Here is a 17844-nt window from a genome sequence, read left to right on the forward strand (position 1 = left end):
GGTCGGCTCAGGGCTGGCGTTGAAGCTCTATTAGATAGGCTTCAACGGGCTGCGATGCCTTGATGCGCAGCACCGTATCAAGCTGCACGAGGACGGCGTCGTACAAGTCGAGCCGGCTTGCACTGCCGTCGATCTCAATGTCGATCCCGTTCGATATCGAACACAGCACTGCGGGCGCGGCGATCGGCACGGCCGTATCCGTCGACCACCGCATTCGCCGCAAAGTAGCGCGCCAGTGCGACGCCTTGCACATGACGTTGAGATCGAGCACGGGCCCGCGGACCACGCGGCCTTCCACGGCGTCGCTGCCCGCAAAGCGCACGGGTTGCGAGTGCGGCGTCAGCGTCAGCGGCGGCTGCGACGGCCGCAACATCACCATCTCTCCGCGCAGCACGGCCAGACAACGGTCTATACCCGGGTAGTTTGAGAAAGGCGCCGAAACATCGAGCTGCGCAATGCTGACGCGCCACTCGAAGTCGTCGCTGCCTGCGCCCGCAGGATGAATCGCAAGTTCGGTCGTCCTTCCCAGGCCGTTCTTCCACGGGGACGAAGCCGTCCGCGCAAAAGACATGACCGTCGACGATTTCATTTACAGGATGCCCGGCAGGTCCAGACCCTTTTCGATCGCGCATTGCACGGCGATTTCGTAGCCTGCATCCGCGTGTCGCATGACACCCGTGGCGGGATCGTTCCACAGCACCCGCGCGATGCGGCGGCCCGCCGCCTCGGTGCCATCACACACGATCACGACACCGGCGTGTTGTGAGAAGCCCATGCCGACGCCGCCACCATGATGCAGCGACACCCACGTGGCGCCCGATGCGCAGTTCAGCAGCGCATTGAGCAATGGCCAGTCGGACACCGCGTCGGACCCGTCGGCCATCGCCTCGGTCTCGCGATTGGGCGAAGCCACCGATCCCGAATCCAGATGATCGCGGCCGATCACGATGGGCGCGGACACCTCGCCTTTCGCGACCATTTCATTGAACGCAAGGCCGAGGCGGTGGCGCTCGCCGAGCCCGACCCAGCAGATGCGCGCCGGCAGGCCCTGAAAGCGAATGCGCTGGCGCGCCATGTCGAGCCAGCGATGCAGGTCCTTATTGTCCGGCAGCAGCTCCTTGACCTTGGCGTCGGTGCGATAGATGTCTTCTGGATCACCCGACAGCGCGCACCAGCGAAACGGCCCGATGCCGCGGCAGAACAACGGCCGGATGTACGCCGGCACGAAGCCCGAGAATGCGAATGCATCCTGCACGCCCTGCTCTTTCGCCACCTGGCGAATGTTGTTGCCGTAGTCGACCGTGGGAATGCCGAGGCGATGGAAGCCGAGCATGGCGCGCACGTGTTCGGCCATCGAGGCCTTCGCCGCCTCCACGACCTCCTGCGGCCGGCTCACTCGCCGCTCGCGCCATTGCTCCAGCGTCCAACCAAGCGGTAGATAGCCGTTGAGAGGATCGTGCGCCGAGGTCTGATCGGTCACGAGGTCCGGGCGAACGCCCCGGCGCAGCAATTCCGGAAGCACCTGCGCGGCGTTGCCGAGCAGCCCGATGGATTTCGCCTCGCCGCGGCGGCTGGCCGCATCGATCATGGCGAGCGCCTCATCGAGGTTTTGCGCCTGCGCATCGAGGTAGCCGGAGCGCAACCGCATCTCGATGCGCGTCGGATCGCATTCGATCGCCAGACAGGATGCACCGGCCATCACCGCGGCCAGCGGCTGCGCACCACCCATGCCGCCGAGGCCTGCGGTGAGGATCCAGCGGCCGCGCCACGATCCTTTGTAGTGCTGCCGACCTGCCTCGACAAAAGTCTCGTAGGTCCCCTGCACGATGCCCTGGCTGCCGATGTAGATCCAGCTACCGGCCGTCATCTGGCCGAACATCATCAGGCCGGCACGATCCAGCGCGTGAAAGTGCTCCCACGTGGCCCAATGCGGCACCAAGTTCGAATTCGCCAGCAACACGCGCGGCGCATCGACATGCGTCTCGAACACGCCGACGGCCTTGCCCGATTGAATCAGCAACGTCTGATCGTCGCGCAGGCGCTCGAGCGTCGCGACGATGCGATCGTACTGTTCCCAGTTGCGCGCGGCCCGGCCGATTCCTCCGTAGACCACCAGTTCCTGCGGGTTCTCCGCCACTTCCGGATCGAGATTGTTCATCAACATGCGTAGCGGCGCTTCGCACAACCAGGATTGCGCAGTCCGCTGCGGACCGCGCGCAGCGCGGATCACGCGTGATGTGTCGAGTCGGGTCATGGGGCGATCACCTGTCTGCGGGTTTACGGTGGTTAGGCGCTCAGCGCCGGGAGGTCTATTCCCGCGACGGCGTCGATGATGCGGTTGTGCTGTACGAGCTCGAGCGCGGCGACCAGATCCGGATGCATGTACCGGTCGCGATCCATGAAACTCACGCGCCCGCGGATCGTGCCGCGCACGCGTTCCAGCGCGGCGCTCGACTGCAAAGGTTCATGAAAGTGACAGCCCTGCGCGGCCGCCAGTAGTTCGATGGCCACGATGGACGCCGTGTTCTGCGCCATCGGCAGCAGACGGCGCGCCGCATGGGCAGCCATCGACACGTGGTCTTCCTGGTTGGCGGAGGTGGGAATGGAATCCACGCTGGCGGGATAGGCGCGTTGCTTGTTCTCCGACGCCAGGGCCGCAGCCGTCACCTGCGGAATCATGAAGCCCGAATTCAAACCGGGCTCGACGGCCAGAAAAGCCGGCAGTCCCGACAGCACCGGATCGACCAGCAGCGACACGCGGCGCTCGGCCAGCGAGCCGATCTCGCACAGCGCGATCGCAAGAATATCCGCGGCGAACGCGACCGGCTCCGCGTGAAAATTGCCGCCCGACAGCGACTCGGTCGAGTCGCTGAAGATCAACGGGTTGTCCGTGACGCCATTGGCCTCCACCGCCAGCGTGTCGGCCACATTGCGCAGCAAGCCGAGCACCGCCCCCATGACCTGCGGCTGGCAGCGCAAGCAGTACGGGTCCTGCACGCGCACGTCGTTGTGCAGGTGAGAAGCGCGAATCTGCGAGCCCTGCATGAGCGCGCGCAAAGTCGCGGCGACTTCTATCTGGGTCACGTGACGGCGAGATTCGTGGATGCGCGCATCGAAGGGCGTGTCGGAGCCCTTGGCCGCTTCGGTGGACAGCGCCCCCGCGACGAGCGCGGTATTGAACACGCGATGCGTCTCGAACAGCCCGGCGAGTGCCCACGCAGTCGAATACTGCGTGCCGTTCAGAAGCGCGAGCCCTTCCTTCGGACCCAGTACCAGAGGTTGCAACCCGGCGGCGGCCAAGGCCGCGGCAGCAGGCAGTACCTTGGTGCCCATCTCGATTTCGCCCACGCCCATCATGGCGGCCGTGAGATGCGCGAGCGGAGCGAGATCTCCGGAAGCGCCGACCGATCCCTGGCATGGGATCACCGGCGTCAGTTCGAGATTGACCAACTTCTCCAGCATCTCGATGCATTCGGGCCGCACGCCGGAGACGCCCTGTGCCAGGCTCGCGAGTTTCAGGCCGATCATCAACCGCACTATCTTCGGCGGCGTAGCCTCGCCTACTCCCGCCGCGTGCGAGAGCACTATGTTTCGCTGCAGCAGACCCAGTTCTTTGTCGCCGATGCGGATCGACGCAAGCTTCCCGAAGCCGGTGTTGATCCCATACACCGGCTCGCCGCGCGCGATGATTCTCCGCACCGCATCCGCACCCGCCAGCACGCGCGGCAGGCAGGCGGGATCGAGCCGCACGTTCGCACCCGCATACAACTCCTGCCACTGGGCCAGCGTCGTGTGCCCGGGATGAATCGTAATGACCGTGTGCATCGCAGCTCCCGCGCCGGGGTCGGTTGCTGACCCATATGTCTATACATATACAAGACCGGGTGCGATGCTGTCTACTCGATGCCATCATCCGGACTGCAATCCTCGGAAAGCCACGAATGTCAGCGACGCTGCACCAGAAAATACAGGGCGACCTCGAAAAGAAGATCTGTTCCGGGCGCTGGCCGCCAGGCCACCGGGTTCCGTTCGAACACGAATTGATGGAAACCTACGACTGCTCGCGCATGACCGTGAGCAAGGCGCTCTCGGCGCTGGCCAAGCGCGGCTTGATCCGGCGCCAGCGCCGCGTCGGGTCGTTCGTCGCGGCGCCGACGCACCACGCGGCAATCCTCGAGATTCCCGACATCCAGAGCGACATCCTGGGACGCAATCTTGCGTATCGATTCAAGCTGCTGTCGCGCAAGGAACGCGAGCCGCAGTCGGCGAGCGAAGCCGAACTGGCGGCGGGCGGACACCTGCTGGACCTGCGTTGTCTGCATTTCGAGAACGAAGCGCCGTTCGCACTCGAAGAACGATTGATCAGTCTCGCGGCTGTCCCCACCGCCGCCGACATCGATTTTTCGCAGATCGCGCCCGGCACCTGGCTGTTGTCGCATGTTCCCTGGAATGAGGCGCAGCACACGATCACGGCCATCAGTGCGCCTGCCAAATTGGCGCGCAGTCTGCAGATCCCTGCGAATGCCGCGTGCCTGGCTCTCGAGCGGCGCACCTGGAAGCGCGGCCAACTCATCACGGACGTTCGCCAGATATTCCCCGGCGAACGTCTGTCGCTCACGGCGCGATTCCGGCCGTCGGAGTCCTGATGCCGATCACTAACGATCGTCCGCACACGTTGTGGTTCGCGAGCGCTCTTCTGCCGCAGGGGTGGGCAGAAGGCGTGCGCGTCGGAATCGCGGCGGGAAGGATCGAGCGGATCGAAATCAACACGACAGCCGACGCAAGCGATGAACGATTCGCGATCGGCGTCGCCGGCGCTAACAACCTTCACAGCCACGCGTTTCAGCGCGGCATCGCGGGGCTGACCGAGCACCGCCGCGGGTCCGACAGCTTCTGGTCATGGCGCGAGGCCATGTATGGGTTCGTGCAGAAGCTCACCGCGGACCAGCTCGAAGCGATTGCCGCACTGGCATACGTGGAAATGCTCGAGTCCGGGATCGTGCGGGTCGGTGAGTTTCACTATCTACACCACGCGCCGGAGGGCGTGCCGTATGCGAACCTCGCGGAGCATGCCGAGCGGCTCTGCGCGGCTGCCCATGACACCGGCATCGGGCTCACCTTGCTACCGGTGCTTTATGCGCACGGGGGAATCGGCGGCCAACCTGCCGCGGCAACGCAACGTCGCTTCATCAATTCCGTGGAATCGTTCGAGCGCCTGCTGGAAGGCAGCCGACGGGCGGTCGGCCGTCTCGAATTCGGTGCACTTGGAGCAGCGGCCCACAGCTTGCGCGCCATCACGCCGGATGAACTGCGCGATCTCACGGCCTTGTCTCGAGGCGCGCCGCTGCATATTCATATCGCCGAGCAAGTCGCCGAAGTTGAACAATGGCAGGCGTTTGCGGGTTGCCGGCCCGTCGAATGGCTGCTGGATAATGCCGCCGTGGATGCGCGCTGGTGCCTCGTGCACGCCACTCACGTTTCGCCGCAGGAGGTGATCCGGCTGGCAGCCAGCGGCGCCGTCGCGGGACTTTGCCCCATCACCGAAGCCAATCTCGGTGACGGGATTTTCCCGGCGAAGGATTTCTTGGCGAACCACGGGCGCTTCGGCATCGGCACGGATTCCAACGTGCTGATCGACTTCGCCGAGGAATTGCGACTGCTCGAATACGGTCAGCGGCTCGTGCACCGGGAGCGCAACTCCCTGCACGTGGACTCCGCACGATCGACCGGGCGCGGCCTGTTCGAGCGCGCGCTCGCGGGCGGCGCGCAAGTGCTCGGCGAACGTACGGGACAACTCGCGCCCGGATACCTCGCGGATATCGTTGCGCTCTCCGATCGGCATCCGTCGATGCTCCATCGCCGCGGCGACGCCTGCCTCGACAGCTGGATATTCGCGGGCGCCACCGCGGTGGATACGGTGTGGAGCGCTGGGCGGAAAGTCGTGTCGGGCGGCGAGCATCATGCCCGCGCGCGTGTTGCGGCGCGTTTCTCCGACGCGCTCGGCGAGCTGCTGCGCTGATAGCGGAAGCCCGCAAATCCTGCCGGCGAGCCCTCGAGCGCAGCCGGCAGTCCTTGGAACGTCGTTTCCTGGAACAAGGCCTGGCAGAGCTCGAAGAATATTTTTCCGGCGGGTGTCGAAATGGGAGCCCGCCGTTCGACTGGAAGTAACCAGCAAGGAGAAACGCATGTCCAGATACGTCGATGGATTCGTCCTGCCCCTCCCCAAGAAGAATCTCGCGCGTTACCGCCGCATCGCCCGCGTGGCCAGCAAAGTCTGGCGTGACCACGGGGCGCTTGAGTACGTCGAGTGCGTCGCCAACCAGCTCACCAGCAAGCACGATGGCAAGACTTACACCTCCCTCTTTCCGAAGCTCGCCAGGGCGAAGCCGGGCGAGGTGGTGGTGTTCGCCTGGATCATCTACAAGTCGAAGGCCGACCAGAAACGCGTCATGAAGAAGGTGATGGCGGATCCGCGCCTCTCAAAGTTGATGGATCCCACCAACATGCCCTTCGACATGAGCCGCATGGCCTGGGCCGGCTTCAAGCCGATCGTCGAAGCGTAGGCAGCGCGAATGAAATACGTGCTTTAACACCCGTAACGCGGTGATCTGAAAATCTGCAGCTGCTGCGAGCGCTCGGTTTCACGCGCATGCTGCGCTGACGCTTTCTGGAGTTGGTGGGCCTGCTTGGATTCGAACCAAGGACCAAGGGATTCACGTTCCCGGAGCGTTTCCGCCCCGCGTGGACTATCTCTTCACCCTCGAGTGGCCTAACTAGCCACCCGGTGGGGTGCGGGACGCTCTAGCCTGTCATCAAGGGCGCTACGAGCCCCCAGGTAGTCTCTGCACCTTCCGGAACTGCCGCTCCGGCTTGGCTCAGGATTGCCATGCGCGCTCGATTTCTCACGCGCGAAGGTTTCCCTGAATTCATCCCGTCCACTGCGCGCGTTACCGCGCGCAGGCACCTATATAGATGAGTCCCCTGCACTAACCGCTGTGCTACAGGCCCGACCGGGCGCGATTGTACCTGCATAACGTCAAATGCGGCTTGCTTGCAAAGTGATATCACTCTAGTATCAGCGCCGTTCGAGTCAATTCATGTTTGGGAGAACAGAAATGAATGCGCCTGGTGGTACGGAAGAAGTCGATTTCAAGAGTTACAGCGGCTATCTCGCCCTGCTGCTCGCGGTGGCGGCGCTGGCGGCAATCCCGTTGCACATCTACTTCTCGGTCAACGGCCCGTCGGGCCATCCGCATCCGCTCGTGATCGTCGGATTGGTGCTGGCCTTCATCCTGCTCATCAAGGGCGTCTACATCCTGCAGCCGAACCAGTCGACGTTGCTGATGCTTTTCGGCTCGTATCGCGGCACGGACTACAGCACCGGCCTGCGCTGGGCGAGTCCGTTCTACAACAAGACGAAGGTTTCCCTGCGCCTGCGCAACTTCAACAGCGAGAAGCTCAAGGTGAACGACAAACGCGGCAATCCGATCGAGATCGCCGCCGCGATCGTCTGGAAGGTCAGCGACACGGCGCGTGCGGTGCTCGACATCGACCACTACGAACAGTACGTGCCTATCCAGGCCGAGTCTGCGCTGCGCCATCTCGCCAATGAGTACTCATACGATCACGTCGACGAATCGGACGGTGAACTGACCCTGCGCGCCGGCGGCGAGGAGATCATCCGCAAGCTCAAGGCCGAGTTGCAGGATCGCTTCGAGAAGGCCGGGCTGCGCGTCGAAGATGCGCGCCTCACCCACCTCGCCTACGCGCCGGAAATCGCGGGTGCGATGCTGCGCCGGCAGCAGGCCGAGGCCGTCATCGGCGCGCGCAAGCAGATCGTGATGGGCGCGGTCAGCATGGTGGAGATGGCGTTGCAGGGCCTCACCGAACGCGGCGTGGTCGAGCTCGATGCCGAGCGGCGCGCCGCGATGGTGTCGAACCTGCTGGTCGTGTTGTGCGCGGAGTCCGAGGCGCAGCCCGTCATCAATGCCGGTTCGCTCTATCAATAAGGTGGGCGCTTGAGCGAGCCCCCCTCCCGGAAGGCATTCCTGCTGCGCCTCGATCCGGCGGTCGCCGCCGCGATCGAGGCGCTCGCAGCCCAGGAGCTGCGCAGCGTGAATGGACAGATCGAATGGCTGCTGCGCGAGGCGCTCAGCAAGCGGGGGCGCGCGGTCAGCACCGCGACGCGCACCAATACGCGCCGCATACGGAAAGAAGAGTAGTCAGGTCGAGGCGACCGCGGTGTTGCCAAAACTCTTGCAGCCGGACTCGCTCGCGACATCACCCTTCGATTGCGCGCAGGCCTGTGTCACGTCCGAGCGCAGTTTCGCCACCACGGCCGCCCGCGCTGGCGTCGTGTTCCACTCGCGCAGCGCCTTGTCGAGGCGGGTCAGCCGCGACAACGTGCGGCGGTGAATGCGATTCGGCCCGTCGAGCTCGCCGATGACGGCGGCGCCCACCTTCTCGATGGTGGCCGTATCGTCGGGCGACAGGCGCAGCAGCCCGTCGAGGTACTGATAACCCCACTGAAACCGCGACGCGGGGCCCTTGGCTTTCTGATATGCCTCGCCTAACAACTCGAGCGCGCGCTGGTTGTTGCCCAGGTGTTCTTCCGCATCCGCCAGGTCCCCGAGGTAGTAATGCGGTGTATTCGAGGTCGACGCTTCGAGCGCCAGCAGGTCACGCGCACGTTCCCAGTCGTCGAGCGCGATGTAGATGTTGATGGCCGAATTCACCACGCCCGCGCGCACGTAGGGTTCTTGCTTGGCCGCCAGCATTTTCGTCGCGGTCGCGAGCGCGACGCTGCGCACATCGGTCGGCGTCTTGCCGTCCACCGCGTACGCCTTGGCGACGCGGATCTTCATGAGCTGCGCGGCGAGCTGGTCGGCGGGCGCGAACAGCGGGTTCGCGGTGGTCGCATCGCCGATCGCCATCACGCGCTCACGCAACGCGGGCGCAAGTTGCGGCATCGTCTGGCGGGCGGCTAGATAGAACTCCTTGGGCAGGGCGCGCAGCGCGTCGGCGTTCGCCATCGAAAGCTCTTTGTTGGCGAGCGATTCGTTGACGCGGACGATGAGCACGGTCAATGCCTTGTCGGCCTTGCCACCCTTCTCCAGGGCCTGCTTCTGCAAGGTGGCCGCTTCGGCTGCGGCGAGAATGGGGAAACGCGCGCGTTCCTTGGCGAGATCGGCCGGGCACAGCCGCGCGGCGTTCTCGAATGCGGTCTGCAACTTCTCGCCCGCAAACACGCCGTCGTCTTCGAGATCGAACGCGTGATACGCGAGCCGCCGGCAATCCGTGGCGCCGAGCGGCGCGGCACCTTTCACGGCGAGCTCGAGCACGTCCTTCACGGGCCGCACGTCCGCGAGTGCATCGTCGAGCACACCCGCGTACAGCGACAAATCCATGTTGCCGGCGATACGCGTGATCTCGGTGCGGTCGGGTTTGAAGACCACGACGGTGGGATAGCCAGTCACGCGGAATTCATCGCCATACTTCTGCGCGTCGGGCAGATCGCCATCGAGATACACGTCGACGAACATCTTCGATTTCTCGATGAAGTCCGGCCGGCTGAAGACGGCCGACTTCAATTGCTTGCACGGCGGGCACCACTGCGCACCCCAGTACAACATCACGGGCTTGTTAGCCGCCTGCGCGGATTTGAATGCTGCGTCGACGTCGCCGTTGAACCATGCGATGCCGGGCGCATCTGCGTGGACCGCGGCGAGATCCGTGGCCACCGCAGGCGCGGGCACGGGAACCGGCTTCGGAGTCGAGGCGGCATCGCCGCGGCCACACGCCGCGAGCACTGACACAAACATCGTGACGGTCGCCACCGCGCGCGCGAATGAACTGCCGTGGGCCATGGGTGATCTTCCTTACGCTTTGCGCCGAAAGGTCGTCACGTTAGCATGCGCGACCATGAAAGGACCCGTGTTCGAAACCATACTGGCGGCGCGATTGTCCCGCCGCAGCGTGCTCGCCGGCACTGCTGCGACGGTCGGGCTGGCCGCATATGCGCGGATTCCTACGCAGGGAAACTCCGGACTTCCGAATACTTTCAAGAGCATCGCGCCGTACAAGGGCGACGACTTCGTGGTGGCGGAGGGTTATCGCTCGAACGTCATCGCCCGTTGGGGTGACAGCCTGGTAACCGGCACGCGCGATTTCGACACGCGCGTGATGACGACCACGAAATGGCTGGGGCCTGAAGCGCCCGCCGAGCAGGAGCGGCGCTTCGGCACCAACGCCGACGCCGTGCAGTTCTTCGGGCTGCGCAAAGGGCGCGCCGGGACGGGCCTGCTCTGCGTCAACCACGAATACGCCAATGGCGAATTGCTGTGGCCCGGGCATCGCGGCGCGGGCATGCGGCTCGCGGATCGCAAGGCGTGGATGGCGGAACATCCATACGCCGTCGCGTTCCTGCAGGCGGCGCATGGCGTGGCGGTGATGCAGATCGAGCGCGACAGCCATGGCTGGGCACGCGACACCGGCGGATCCCTGAATCGGCGCATCACGGCCCGGACACCGATGGAAATCTCGGGACCGGCCCGCGGGCACGCGCTACTGCGGACCAAGGGTGACCCGGAAGGCGTGCGCGTGCTCGGTACATTCGCCAACTGCTCCGCCGGCAAGACGCCCTGGGGCACCTATCTAACTTCCGAGGAAAACGTCGACGACTACTTCGCGGGCGGCAAGAACTTCAGCAAGCCCGGTGACGACGCCGCGCTGGCGGACGCCTACCGGCGTTTCACGCTGCGCGAGAACAGCTTCTACGGCTGGGACCACCAGGACCGGCGTTTCGATGCGGAATACGAGCCCAAAGAACCACTGCGCTTCGGCTGGATGGTAGAGATCGATCCGCACGATCCGAAGTCCGTGCCGCGCAAGCGCACCGCGCTCGGGAGATTCCAGCACGAGGGCGCCAACACCATCGTCGGCAGGACCGGGCACGTCGCGGCCTACATGGGCGACGACGACAAGTTCGAGTACGTATACAAGTTCGTCACGCGCGATCGCTTCGATCCGAAAAACCCGGCGGCGAACCGCGACCTGCTCGATCACGGCACGCTGTACGCGGCGCGTTTCGACGCCGACGGCACCGGCGAATGGCTGCCGCTCGTACACGACGAGAAAGGCCCGCTGAATTCCCGCGCGGGTTATGCGAGCCAGGGCGACGTGGTCATCAAGGCGCGGGCCGCGGCCGACTTGTTAGGCGCGACACCGATGGATCGTCCGGAGGACGTGGAGCCGAGCCCGGTCACCGGCCGCATCTACGTTGCCTGTACCAAGACCGAGAATCGCGGGCACACCGAAGGCACCACGGAGTGGGAAGGCCGCACGGTCGACGTGGCCACCAACGCCGCGAATCCGCGCACGGACAACTCCTCCGGCCACATCATCGAAATCGCGGAAGCGGATGACGATGCCACGGCCAGGAAATTCTCGTGGAATGTATTTCTGCTGGCCGGCGATCCGCGGGAAGGCACGTTCATCGCCGACGCGCGCGAGCTCGCCGCGGCCAATCTCAAGGGCACCGACACCTATTTTGCGGGCTACACCCACCGCGCCGACCTGAGCCCGGTGTATTGCCCCGACAATCTCGGCATCGATCCGCAGGGCCGCCTGTGGATAGTTTCGGATACCGACACACGCGACCGGCCTAACAACGGCTGCTACGTGGTGCCGACCAGCGGTCCGCAGCGGGGGCTTCTGCAGCAACTGGCGAGCGGGCCCACCGGCTGCGAACTGTCGGGCTGCGAATTCACACCCGACGGACGCACGTTGTTCCTGTCCGTTCAGCACCCGGGCGAAGGCGGCACGCTGGACGATCCTCGCAGCCATTGGCCGGATGGTAATGGCCTGCCACCGCGTGCCGCCGTCGTTGCGGTTGAACGCGAAGATGGCGCCCCGGTTTGACCTTGTTAGAAGAACAGGTTTCTCGTGCGGGTCCTCGCGCCCAGGGATCGCAAGCGGCTGGCATATCGCCTGGTCAATTCGAACATCAGCGCAATGACGCGCAGCGCGCCTGCGACGACGCGCGCTATAGGGCGCGTAACCTCTGACCGCCTCGCTAGAATTCTCCGGCATTCCGGCCGGAGGATTTCATGCAGACCGTCCAGCGCCAGTATCAATTACACGCCCGCGGCGATGCACCCGCGGAACTGCGCCTCGTCGACGCCCCGGTCAGACAACCTGGCGACACTGAGGTGCTCGTGCGGATGCGCGCGATGTCGCTGAACCGCCGCGACATCTATGTACGGCGCGGGCAGTACCCGGGTCCGCGGCGGCCGGTGCTGGTGCCGCTGTCCGACGGCGTGGGAGAAGTCGCCGCCATCGGCGCCCGGGTCATGCGTTTCGCGGCGGGCCAGCGCGTCGCGGGAATCTTCTTTCAGCAGTGGCTGAGCGGGGGGCCGAAGCCCGCGGACATGCTCACTTCGCTCGGCGGCGCCGTCGACGGCATGTTGTCCGAGTTTGTGACTCTGGATGAGAACGGCCTGGTCGCCGTGCCGGGCTATCTATCCGACGAGGAGGCGGCGACGTTGCCCTGCGTGGGCGTGACGGCCTGGAATGCACTCGTCACGCGCGGACGCACGCAGCCCGGAGATCACGTCTTGCTGCAGGGAACCGGCGGTGTTTCCATTTTCGGCCTGCAACTCGCGCAGGCTCTCGGCGCCCGGCCGATCATCACCAGCTCCGACGACGACAAACTCGCGCGCGCGCGGACGCTCGGCGCGGCCGCGACGATCAACTATCGCGGCGCGCCGGATTGGGAGAAGGCGGTGATCGAAGCCAGCGGCGGTGGAGTCCAGCAGGCACTCGAAGTCGGCGGCACCGACACGCTCGCCAGGACATTGGCGAGCCTCGCGCTCGGCGGCCACGTCGCGCTGATCGGCGGCCTGAGCAGTTTTGGCGGCGACATTCCCGGCCTGTCGCTCATGGGCCGCAACGTCACGGCGTCGGGAGTCTACGTTGGGTCGCGCACGGACTTCGAAGCGCTCAATACCTTCCTGGCGAAGAACCCGTTCAGGCCGCACGTAGACAAGGTGTTCGGATATGCGGATGCGGCGGCCGCGTATGCCTGGATGGATTCGCAGCAGCTGTTCGGCAAGGTGGTCATCCGTATCTAGCTACCGGCCACCGCGAGATGACGCGCCCTGATCCCGTACCACCGGCCCACGAATGCCATCAGCGGCCCTATCAGGAAGTAGATGAGGCCCGGCAGGGATGCCTGGTCCGTGAACAGCGCCAACGCGACCGAGAGCAGGCAGACGCCCACGTAGACCGCGTTCTCCACCAGCGAGCCGCGCGTCAGCATCAGTTCGGAGGCGTTGAGCCCCAGCCTCTCGCGCGCGCGCAACGCGTGCAGGTACAGCAGCCCATACAGAGTCCAGGCACCTGCAAAACCCAGGCCGTAGATGACGTAGAGCGTATCCACCTGCGCGAGCGACTCGAGATGCGGCGCGTCGTGCATCGCCAGGCCGAACAGGTTCACGGTCACCATCGTGAACAGGAACTTGAGTGGATAGACGAAGAACAACACCAGCACCAGGATGGCCATGGTGACGACGCGGGTGAATACGTCTTCCATGCCGTAGCGCCGGTGAAAGCGGTAGTGGGCGTTCCAGAAAGTCATCAACAGGGCGAAGCAGATGACGAAGGCCGGGAAGCCGCGCACGACGTCGAGCAGCCCTTCGTAAGTGTGCGGGACTTCCAACGCGACGACCAGCAGCGTCACGGCGAATGCGAATACCGCGTCCGTGAACCCCTCGACGCGCGATACCTCGTTGCCGCGCCAGCGGAACAGCGCCTCGCGCTTCGGTGCGAGCGGCAGGCGGTCACGCAGGCCGGCATGTCCGGCGGCTCTCTCGTTCATAAGTGGCTCCCCGCAATTCCGCCTGCATGTTAGCCCATCGCGCGTTGCCCGCGCCTAGGCGCGAGGTTTCACGCGCCGCGTGGGCTCGGCTTCGAGCGGATTCTCTGGCCAGTAATGGCGCGGATAGCGCCCGCGCATGTCCTTGCGCACTTCCACGTAGGCGTTGCGCCAGAAGCTGGCGAGATCGCGCGTGACCTGCAAGGGCCGGCGTGCCGGCGACAGTAGTTTGAAGGTGACCGGCACGGCACCGCCGCCGATGCGCGGTGTGGCGGCGAGGCCGAACACCTCCTGCATGCGCATCGAGGCGACCGGCGCATTGTCATCTACGTAATCGATGCGCGCATTCGAGCCAGTCGGCAGACCCACGTGGGTGGGCGCAAGTTCATCGAGTTTGCGCTGCTGTGCATAGTCGAGGCGGCTGCGCAGCGCGTCCATGAGCGGCACGCGCGTGAGCTGCGACCGCCGCGTGATGCCTTCGAGGAACGGCTCGAGCCAGGAGAGATCGCTCGCCAGCGCTGCGCGCGTGTTATCGGGCCACGCGCCGAGGTCGCTACGGCCCCACGCGCGCACGAACTCGCAACGCGCCAGGAAATCGCGGCTCTCGTCATCCCACGGCAGCGCATCCAGCCCGAGCGAACGCACGCCCTCGAGCATGGCCGCCGCGCTGGCGGCGCGCGGCACTTCGTTGAGCGGCTTCTCTTCGACCAGCAATTCGTCGAGGCGGATCACCCGCCGGGCGACTACGGATTCGGTGCGCTCGTCCCACGCCAGCTCGTCGGCGCGCCGCAGCTGCGGCGCGAAGAACTCGAGCAGATCGGCTTTCGTCAGTGGCGCGGCGAGCTGGATGCGCGCTTCGCGCTCGCGGTCGTCGAGATCCACCGCGACGATGAACTCCTCGCGCGCGATCGATTCGGCGCTGGCGAACACCGCTCCGCGACCATTGCTGAGCTGATACCGCGCGTCGGCGCCGGAACGGCGGCGGCCGATGCGATCGGGATACGCCAGGCCTAACAACACGCCGGCTTCGATGTCGGCAGCCGCACCGCCTGCCTTGCCGCCGGATGCGAGCTGCTGCTCGAACGTGCGCTGTGAGCGGCGTACGCGCTCGAGCCCACCACGATCGACATCGCCGCCGCCACGGCGCAGTGCCTCGAGACGTGTACGCACGTCGCTGTCGCGCGGACCACCGCCGGTGCGCAACAGATCGCGATCCGACAGCAACGCAGCCAGCTCGGCCGCGAGCGGCGCCGCGCCGAGTTCGCGCGCCTTCAACAACATGTGCGCGAGTCGCGGATGCGCCGGAAATTCCTGCATCGCCCGGCCGTGTGCCGTGACCTTGCCAGCGTCATCGAGTGCGCCCAGGCGCCGCAGCAGGTCGCGCGCACTCGCGAGTGTTGCGGCCGGTGGCGCATCCAGCCAGCGTAACGCGCCGGCTTCCGTCCCCCACACCGCAAGATCGAGCGCCAGCGGCGCGAGATCGGCGACGCAGATTTCGGGCGGTGCATACGCCGCGAGACTGCGCTCCGCGCCCTCGCCCCACAGCCGGTAACAGACACCCGGCGCGGTGCGGCCGGCGCGGCCGGCACGTTGTTCCGCCGAGGCGCGCGAGATGCGCTGCACTTCGAGGCGATTCATGCCGCTCGACGGATCGAACAAACTACGGCGCTCGAGTCCGGCGTCGATGACGATGCGCACGCCGTCGATGGTGAGGCTGGTCTCGGCAATGTTCGTGGCCAGCACGATCTTGCGGCGGCCGGGCCTCGCGGGCGCGAGCGCCGCGTCCTGCGCGCCCGCGGCGAGCTCGCTGTACAGCGGCGTGATGTCCACGCCGGCGCCGATGTCGCCCAGCATGCCCTGCACCCTGCGGATCTCACCCGCGCCGGGCAGGAACACCAGCATGTCGCCCTCCGCCTCTGCCAGGGCGCGCTTGATCGCGCGCAGTACGCCGAGCTCCGGCGATTCGCGTCCGCCCGGCAGCAACGGCAGTCCGTTGCCGACGTGCACCACGTCGATGGGATACATACGCCCGCTCGCGGTGACACGCGGCGCATCACCTAACAACTTCGCAAGTCCCGCGCCGTCGAGCGTGGCCGACATCGCCACCAGCCGCAGCTGCGGCGAAAGGTTCTCCTGCGAATCGAGCGCGAACGCGAGACCCGTGTCGGCGTGCAGGTTGCGTTCGTGGAACTCGTCGAACAGCACCGCTGCGACGCCTTCGAGCGCCGCATCGCTTTGCAACATGCGGGTGAAGACACCTTCCGTCACGACCTCGATGCGTGTGCGCCGGCCGACACGTGTCTCCTGACGCATGCGGAAGCCGACGGTTTCACCGGGTGATTCGCCGAGGGTATGCGCCATTCGCGTCGCGACGGCACGCGTCGCCAGCCGGCGCGGTTCGAGCATCACGATCTTGCCGCCGCGCAACCACGGTTCGTCGAGCAGCGCAATCGGAACCACGGTGCTCTTGCCGGCGCCGGGCGGCGCTTCGAGCACGGCGTTGCGGCCGTGCACGAGTGCGCGGCGCAACGCGGGCAGGACTTCGTCGATGGGCAAACCGGATTTCATGAGGCGGGTATTTTACGCACCCTCTGCTAACATCCCGGGCCATGCGCTGGCGCAACAGCAAAGAAAGTCAGAACGTCCAGGATTACCGCGGCCGCAGCACGGGTGGTGGTGGCGGCGGCGGCGGCGGCATGAAGTTTGGCCTGGGCGGCATCGTCCTGTTGATCGTCGCGTACTTCGCGGGCGTCGATCCGCGTCTCATCATGGGCCTGCTCGGCGGTGGTGGCGCGCAGCCACAGGCGGAAGCGCCAGTCGTGGCCGGCGCGCCGGACGACGAAGCGGGGCAGTTCGTCGCCCACGTGCTCGGCGATACCGAAGAAACCTGGACCGGGATCTTCAAGCAGGCCGGGCGCGAATATCCGCTGCCGCAACTGGCGCTTTTCTCGGAAGGCATCAACACCGGTTGCGGATCGGCGACGTCGGCAGCAGGGCCTTTCTACTGCCCGCCCGATCAGATGGTGTACATCGACCTCGCCTTTTTCCGGCAGCTCGAAACGGAATTTGCCGCACAAGGCGATTTCGCCAAGGCTTACGTCATCGCACACGAAGTCGGTCACCACGTGCAGACCGTGTTAGGCACCTCCGAGAAGGTGCACGCCGCGCAGCAGCGCGCGTCCGAGGCGGACGCCAATGCGTTGTCGGTGAAGCTCGAACTGCAGGCGGATTGTTTTGCCGGCATCTGGGCTCACAACGCCGACCAGGCGCGCCAGCTGGTCGAAGCCGGCGACATCGACGAAGCGCTGAACGCCGCATCCGCGGTGGGTGACGACACGATTCAGAAACGTGTGCAGGGCCACGTAAACCAGGAGTCGTTCACGCACGGTTCCGGCGCCGCGCGCCAGCAGTGGTTCCGCAAGGGTTATGCGTCCGGCAGCGTGCAGGACTGCGACACTTTCCAGTAGGCGCGATGGACGAGCGCAAACCCGTTGCCACCGGCGGCTGCCAATGCGGCGCGGTGCGTTACGCGTTCTTCGCACCGCTCGAAAACTCCCACGTATGTCATTGCCGCATGTGCCAGCGCGCCACCGGCGGCGTGTTCGCCTCGCTCGCCGGCGGTTCGCCTGACAACTTCGCCTGGACTCGCGGCACGCCCAGCTTCTTCGCCAGTTCCAATCTCGCGCAGCGCGCGTTCTGCGCGCAGTGCGGCACACCGCTGTCGTTCAAGTACAACCTGCCGACGTCGCGCATGTACGTGACCATGGGCTCGCTCGATCGCCCCGAAGACGTGACCCTCGTGAAGCAATACGGCGTCGAAAGCCGCCTGCCCTGGGTGAAATTCTGCGAAGACGTTCCCGCGGAGCGCACGGCGGAATCCGCGGTCGCGCAGGAATTCCTCGCGAACCTGCGTACGTTTCAACGCGGCGGCGATCCTGACTAACTAGTTCCCGCGCGAGCCGGCTGCCGCG

The 17844-nt window shown here is 65.6% G+C and carries 15 protein-coding genes; 9 read left to right on the forward strand and 6 right to left on the reverse strand.

Features of this window, described 5'->3' with window-relative positions:
• Positions 1-7: 7 nt before the first annotated feature.
• The 3 genes from WDO72_08390 to hutH are packed head-to-tail and all read right to left on the reverse strand — an operon-like array spanning position 8 to position 3825.
• Positions 8-589: a HutD family protein gene (locus WDO72_08390; GenBank protein MEJ0085685.1), complete on the reverse strand. Its 582-nt coding sequence runs from the start codon at positions 587-589 to the stop codon at positions 8-10.
• Positions 590-2254: a urocanate hydratase gene (gene hutU, locus WDO72_08395; protein MEJ0085686.1), complete on the reverse strand. Its 1665-nt coding sequence runs from the start codon at positions 2252-2254 to the stop codon at positions 590-592.
• Positions 2255-2286: 32 nt separating this feature from the next.
• Complete coding sequence (hutH, locus tag WDO72_08400; GenBank protein MEJ0085687.1) at positions 2287-3825, reverse strand: histidine ammonia-lyase; 1539 nt, start codon at positions 3823-3825, stop codon at positions 2287-2289.
• Positions 3826-3941: 116 nt separating this feature from the next.
• Here hutH and hutC point away from each other — a divergent pair, with 116 nt between their 5' ends.
• The 5 genes from hutC to WDO72_08425 all read left to right on the forward strand — a co-directional run bounded on the left by hutC (position 3942) and on the right by WDO72_08425 (position 8222).
• Positions 3942-4646, forward strand: a complete 705-nt coding sequence (gene hutC / locus WDO72_08405; protein MEJ0085688.1) for a histidine utilization repressor — start codon at positions 3942-3944, stop codon at positions 4644-4646.
• On the forward strand, positions 4646-6019 hold the full coding sequence (locus WDO72_08410; protein ID MEJ0085689.1) for a formimidoylglutamate deiminase: 1374 nt from the start codon (positions 4646-4648) through the stop codon (positions 6017-6019). Before hutC ends, WDO72_08410 begins: the two co-directional genes overlap by 1 nt.
• 166 nt (positions 6020-6185) lie before the next feature.
• Positions 6186-6563: a DUF1428 domain-containing protein gene (locus WDO72_08415; GenBank protein ID MEJ0085690.1), complete on the forward strand. Its 378-nt coding sequence runs from the start codon at positions 6186-6188 to the stop codon at positions 6561-6563.
• A 552-nt stretch (positions 6564-7115) separates the two neighbouring features.
• Entirely contained in the window at positions 7116-8009 is an 894-nt protein-coding gene (locus WDO72_08420; GenBank protein MEJ0085691.1) for an SPFH domain-containing protein, read from the forward strand.
• A 9-nt stretch (positions 8010-8018) separates the two neighbouring features.
• Positions 8019-8222: a toxin-antitoxin system HicB family antitoxin gene (locus tag WDO72_08425; protein MEJ0085692.1), complete on the forward strand. Its 204-nt coding sequence runs from the start codon at positions 8019-8021 to the stop codon at positions 8220-8222.
• Here the strand turns inward: WDO72_08425 and WDO72_08430 are convergent, their stop codons facing one another.
• Positions 8223-9866: a thioredoxin family protein gene (locus tag WDO72_08430; protein MEJ0085693.1), complete on the reverse strand. Its 1644-nt coding sequence runs from the start codon at positions 9864-9866 to the stop codon at positions 8223-8225.
• A gap of 55 nt (positions 9867-9921) precedes the next feature.
• Here WDO72_08430 and WDO72_08435 point away from each other — a divergent pair, with 55 nt between their 5' ends.
• Both WDO72_08435 and WDO72_08440 read left to right on the forward strand, forming a co-directional pair.
• Positions 9922-11919 (forward strand): PhoX family phosphatase, encoded by a 1998-nt coding sequence (locus WDO72_08435; GenBank protein ID MEJ0085694.1) that lies wholly within the window; start codon positions 9922-9924, stop codon positions 11917-11919.
• 188 nt (positions 11920-12107) lie between these two features.
• Positions 12108-13130, forward strand: a complete 1023-nt coding sequence (locus tag WDO72_08440; GenBank protein MEJ0085695.1) for an NAD(P)-dependent alcohol dehydrogenase — start codon at positions 12108-12110, stop codon at positions 13128-13130.
• Here WDO72_08440 and WDO72_08445 read toward each other — a convergent pair.
• A complete protein-coding gene (locus tag WDO72_08445) occupies positions 13127-13876 on the reverse strand; it encodes a TMEM175 family protein (GenBank protein ID MEJ0085696.1) in 750 nt (249 codons plus the stop codon). The two genes, WDO72_08440 and WDO72_08445, sit on opposite strands and share 4 nt — an antisense overlap.
• Before the next feature lie 54 nt (positions 13877-13930).
• Positions 13931-16441 (reverse strand): ATP-dependent helicase HrpB, encoded by a 2511-nt coding sequence (gene hrpB, locus WDO72_08450; GenBank protein MEJ0085697.1) that lies wholly within the window; start codon positions 16439-16441, stop codon positions 13931-13933.
• A gap of 41 nt (positions 16442-16482) precedes the next feature.
• Between hrpB and WDO72_08455 the strand changes: the two genes are divergently transcribed.
• Together WDO72_08455 and WDO72_08460 are read left to right on the forward strand one after the other, a co-directional pair.
• Complete coding sequence (locus tag WDO72_08455; protein ID MEJ0085698.1) at positions 16483-17340, forward strand: neutral zinc metallopeptidase; 858 nt, start codon at positions 16483-16485, stop codon at positions 17338-17340.
• A gap of 5 nt (positions 17341-17345) precedes the next feature.
• Positions 17346-17816, forward strand: coding sequence for a GFA family protein (locus WDO72_08460; protein ID MEJ0085699.1), 471 nt, complete (start codon positions 17346-17348; stop codon positions 17814-17816).
• Positions 17817-17844: the final 28 nt, after the last annotated feature.

This window comes from Pseudomonadota bacterium (assembly GCA_037200975.1).
Classification (GTDB): Bacteria; Pseudomonadota; Gammaproteobacteria; order Steroidobacterales; family Steroidobacteraceae; genus CADEED01.

Bases quoted from the DNA above. Each gene is read 5' to 3' on its own strand.
- WDO72_08390 (MEJ0085685.1), bottom strand. From the start codon at position 589: ATGAAATCGTCGACGGTCATGTCTTTTGCGCGGACGGCTTCGTCCCCG.
- hutU (MEJ0085686.1), bottom strand. From the start codon at position 2,254: ATGACCCGACTCGACACATCACGCGTGATCCGCGCTGCGCGCGGTCCG.
- hutH (MEJ0085687.1), bottom strand. From the start codon at position 3,825: ATGCACACGGTCATTACGATTCATCCCGGGCACACGACGCTGGCCCAG.
- hutC (MEJ0085688.1), top strand. From the start codon at position 3,942: ATGTCAGCGACGCTGCACCAGAAAATACAGGGCGACCTCGAAAAGAAG.
- WDO72_08410 (MEJ0085689.1), top strand. From the start codon at position 4,646: ATGCCGATCACTAACGATCGTCCGCACACGTTGTGGTTCGCGAGCGCT.
- WDO72_08415 (MEJ0085690.1), top strand. From the start codon at position 6,186: ATGTCCAGATACGTCGATGGATTCGTCCTGCCCCTCCCCAAGAAGAAT.
- WDO72_08420 (MEJ0085691.1), top strand. From the start codon at position 7,116: ATGAATGCGCCTGGTGGTACGGAAGAAGTCGATTTCAAGAGTTACAGC.
- WDO72_08430 (MEJ0085693.1), bottom strand. From the start codon at position 9,866: ATGGCCCACGGCAGTTCATTCGCGCGCGCGGTGGCGACCGTCACGATG.
- WDO72_08435 (MEJ0085694.1), top strand. From the start codon at position 9,922: ATGAAAGGACCCGTGTTCGAAACCATACTGGCGGCGCGATTGTCCCGC.
- WDO72_08440 (MEJ0085695.1), top strand. From the start codon at position 12,108: ATGCAGACCGTCCAGCGCCAGTATCAATTACACGCCCGCGGCGATGCA.
- WDO72_08445 (MEJ0085696.1), bottom strand. From the start codon at position 13,876: ATGAACGAGAGAGCCGCCGGACATGCCGGCCTGCGTGACCGCCTGCCG.
- hrpB (MEJ0085697.1), bottom strand. From the start codon at position 16,441: ATGAAATCCGGTTTGCCCATCGACGAAGTCCTGCCCGCGTTGCGCCGC.
- WDO72_08455 (MEJ0085698.1), top strand. From the start codon at position 16,483: ATGCGCTGGCGCAACAGCAAAGAAAGTCAGAACGTCCAGGATTACCGC.
- WDO72_08460 (MEJ0085699.1), top strand. From the start codon at position 17,346: ATGGACGAGCGCAAACCCGTTGCCACCGGCGGCTGCCAATGCGGCGCG.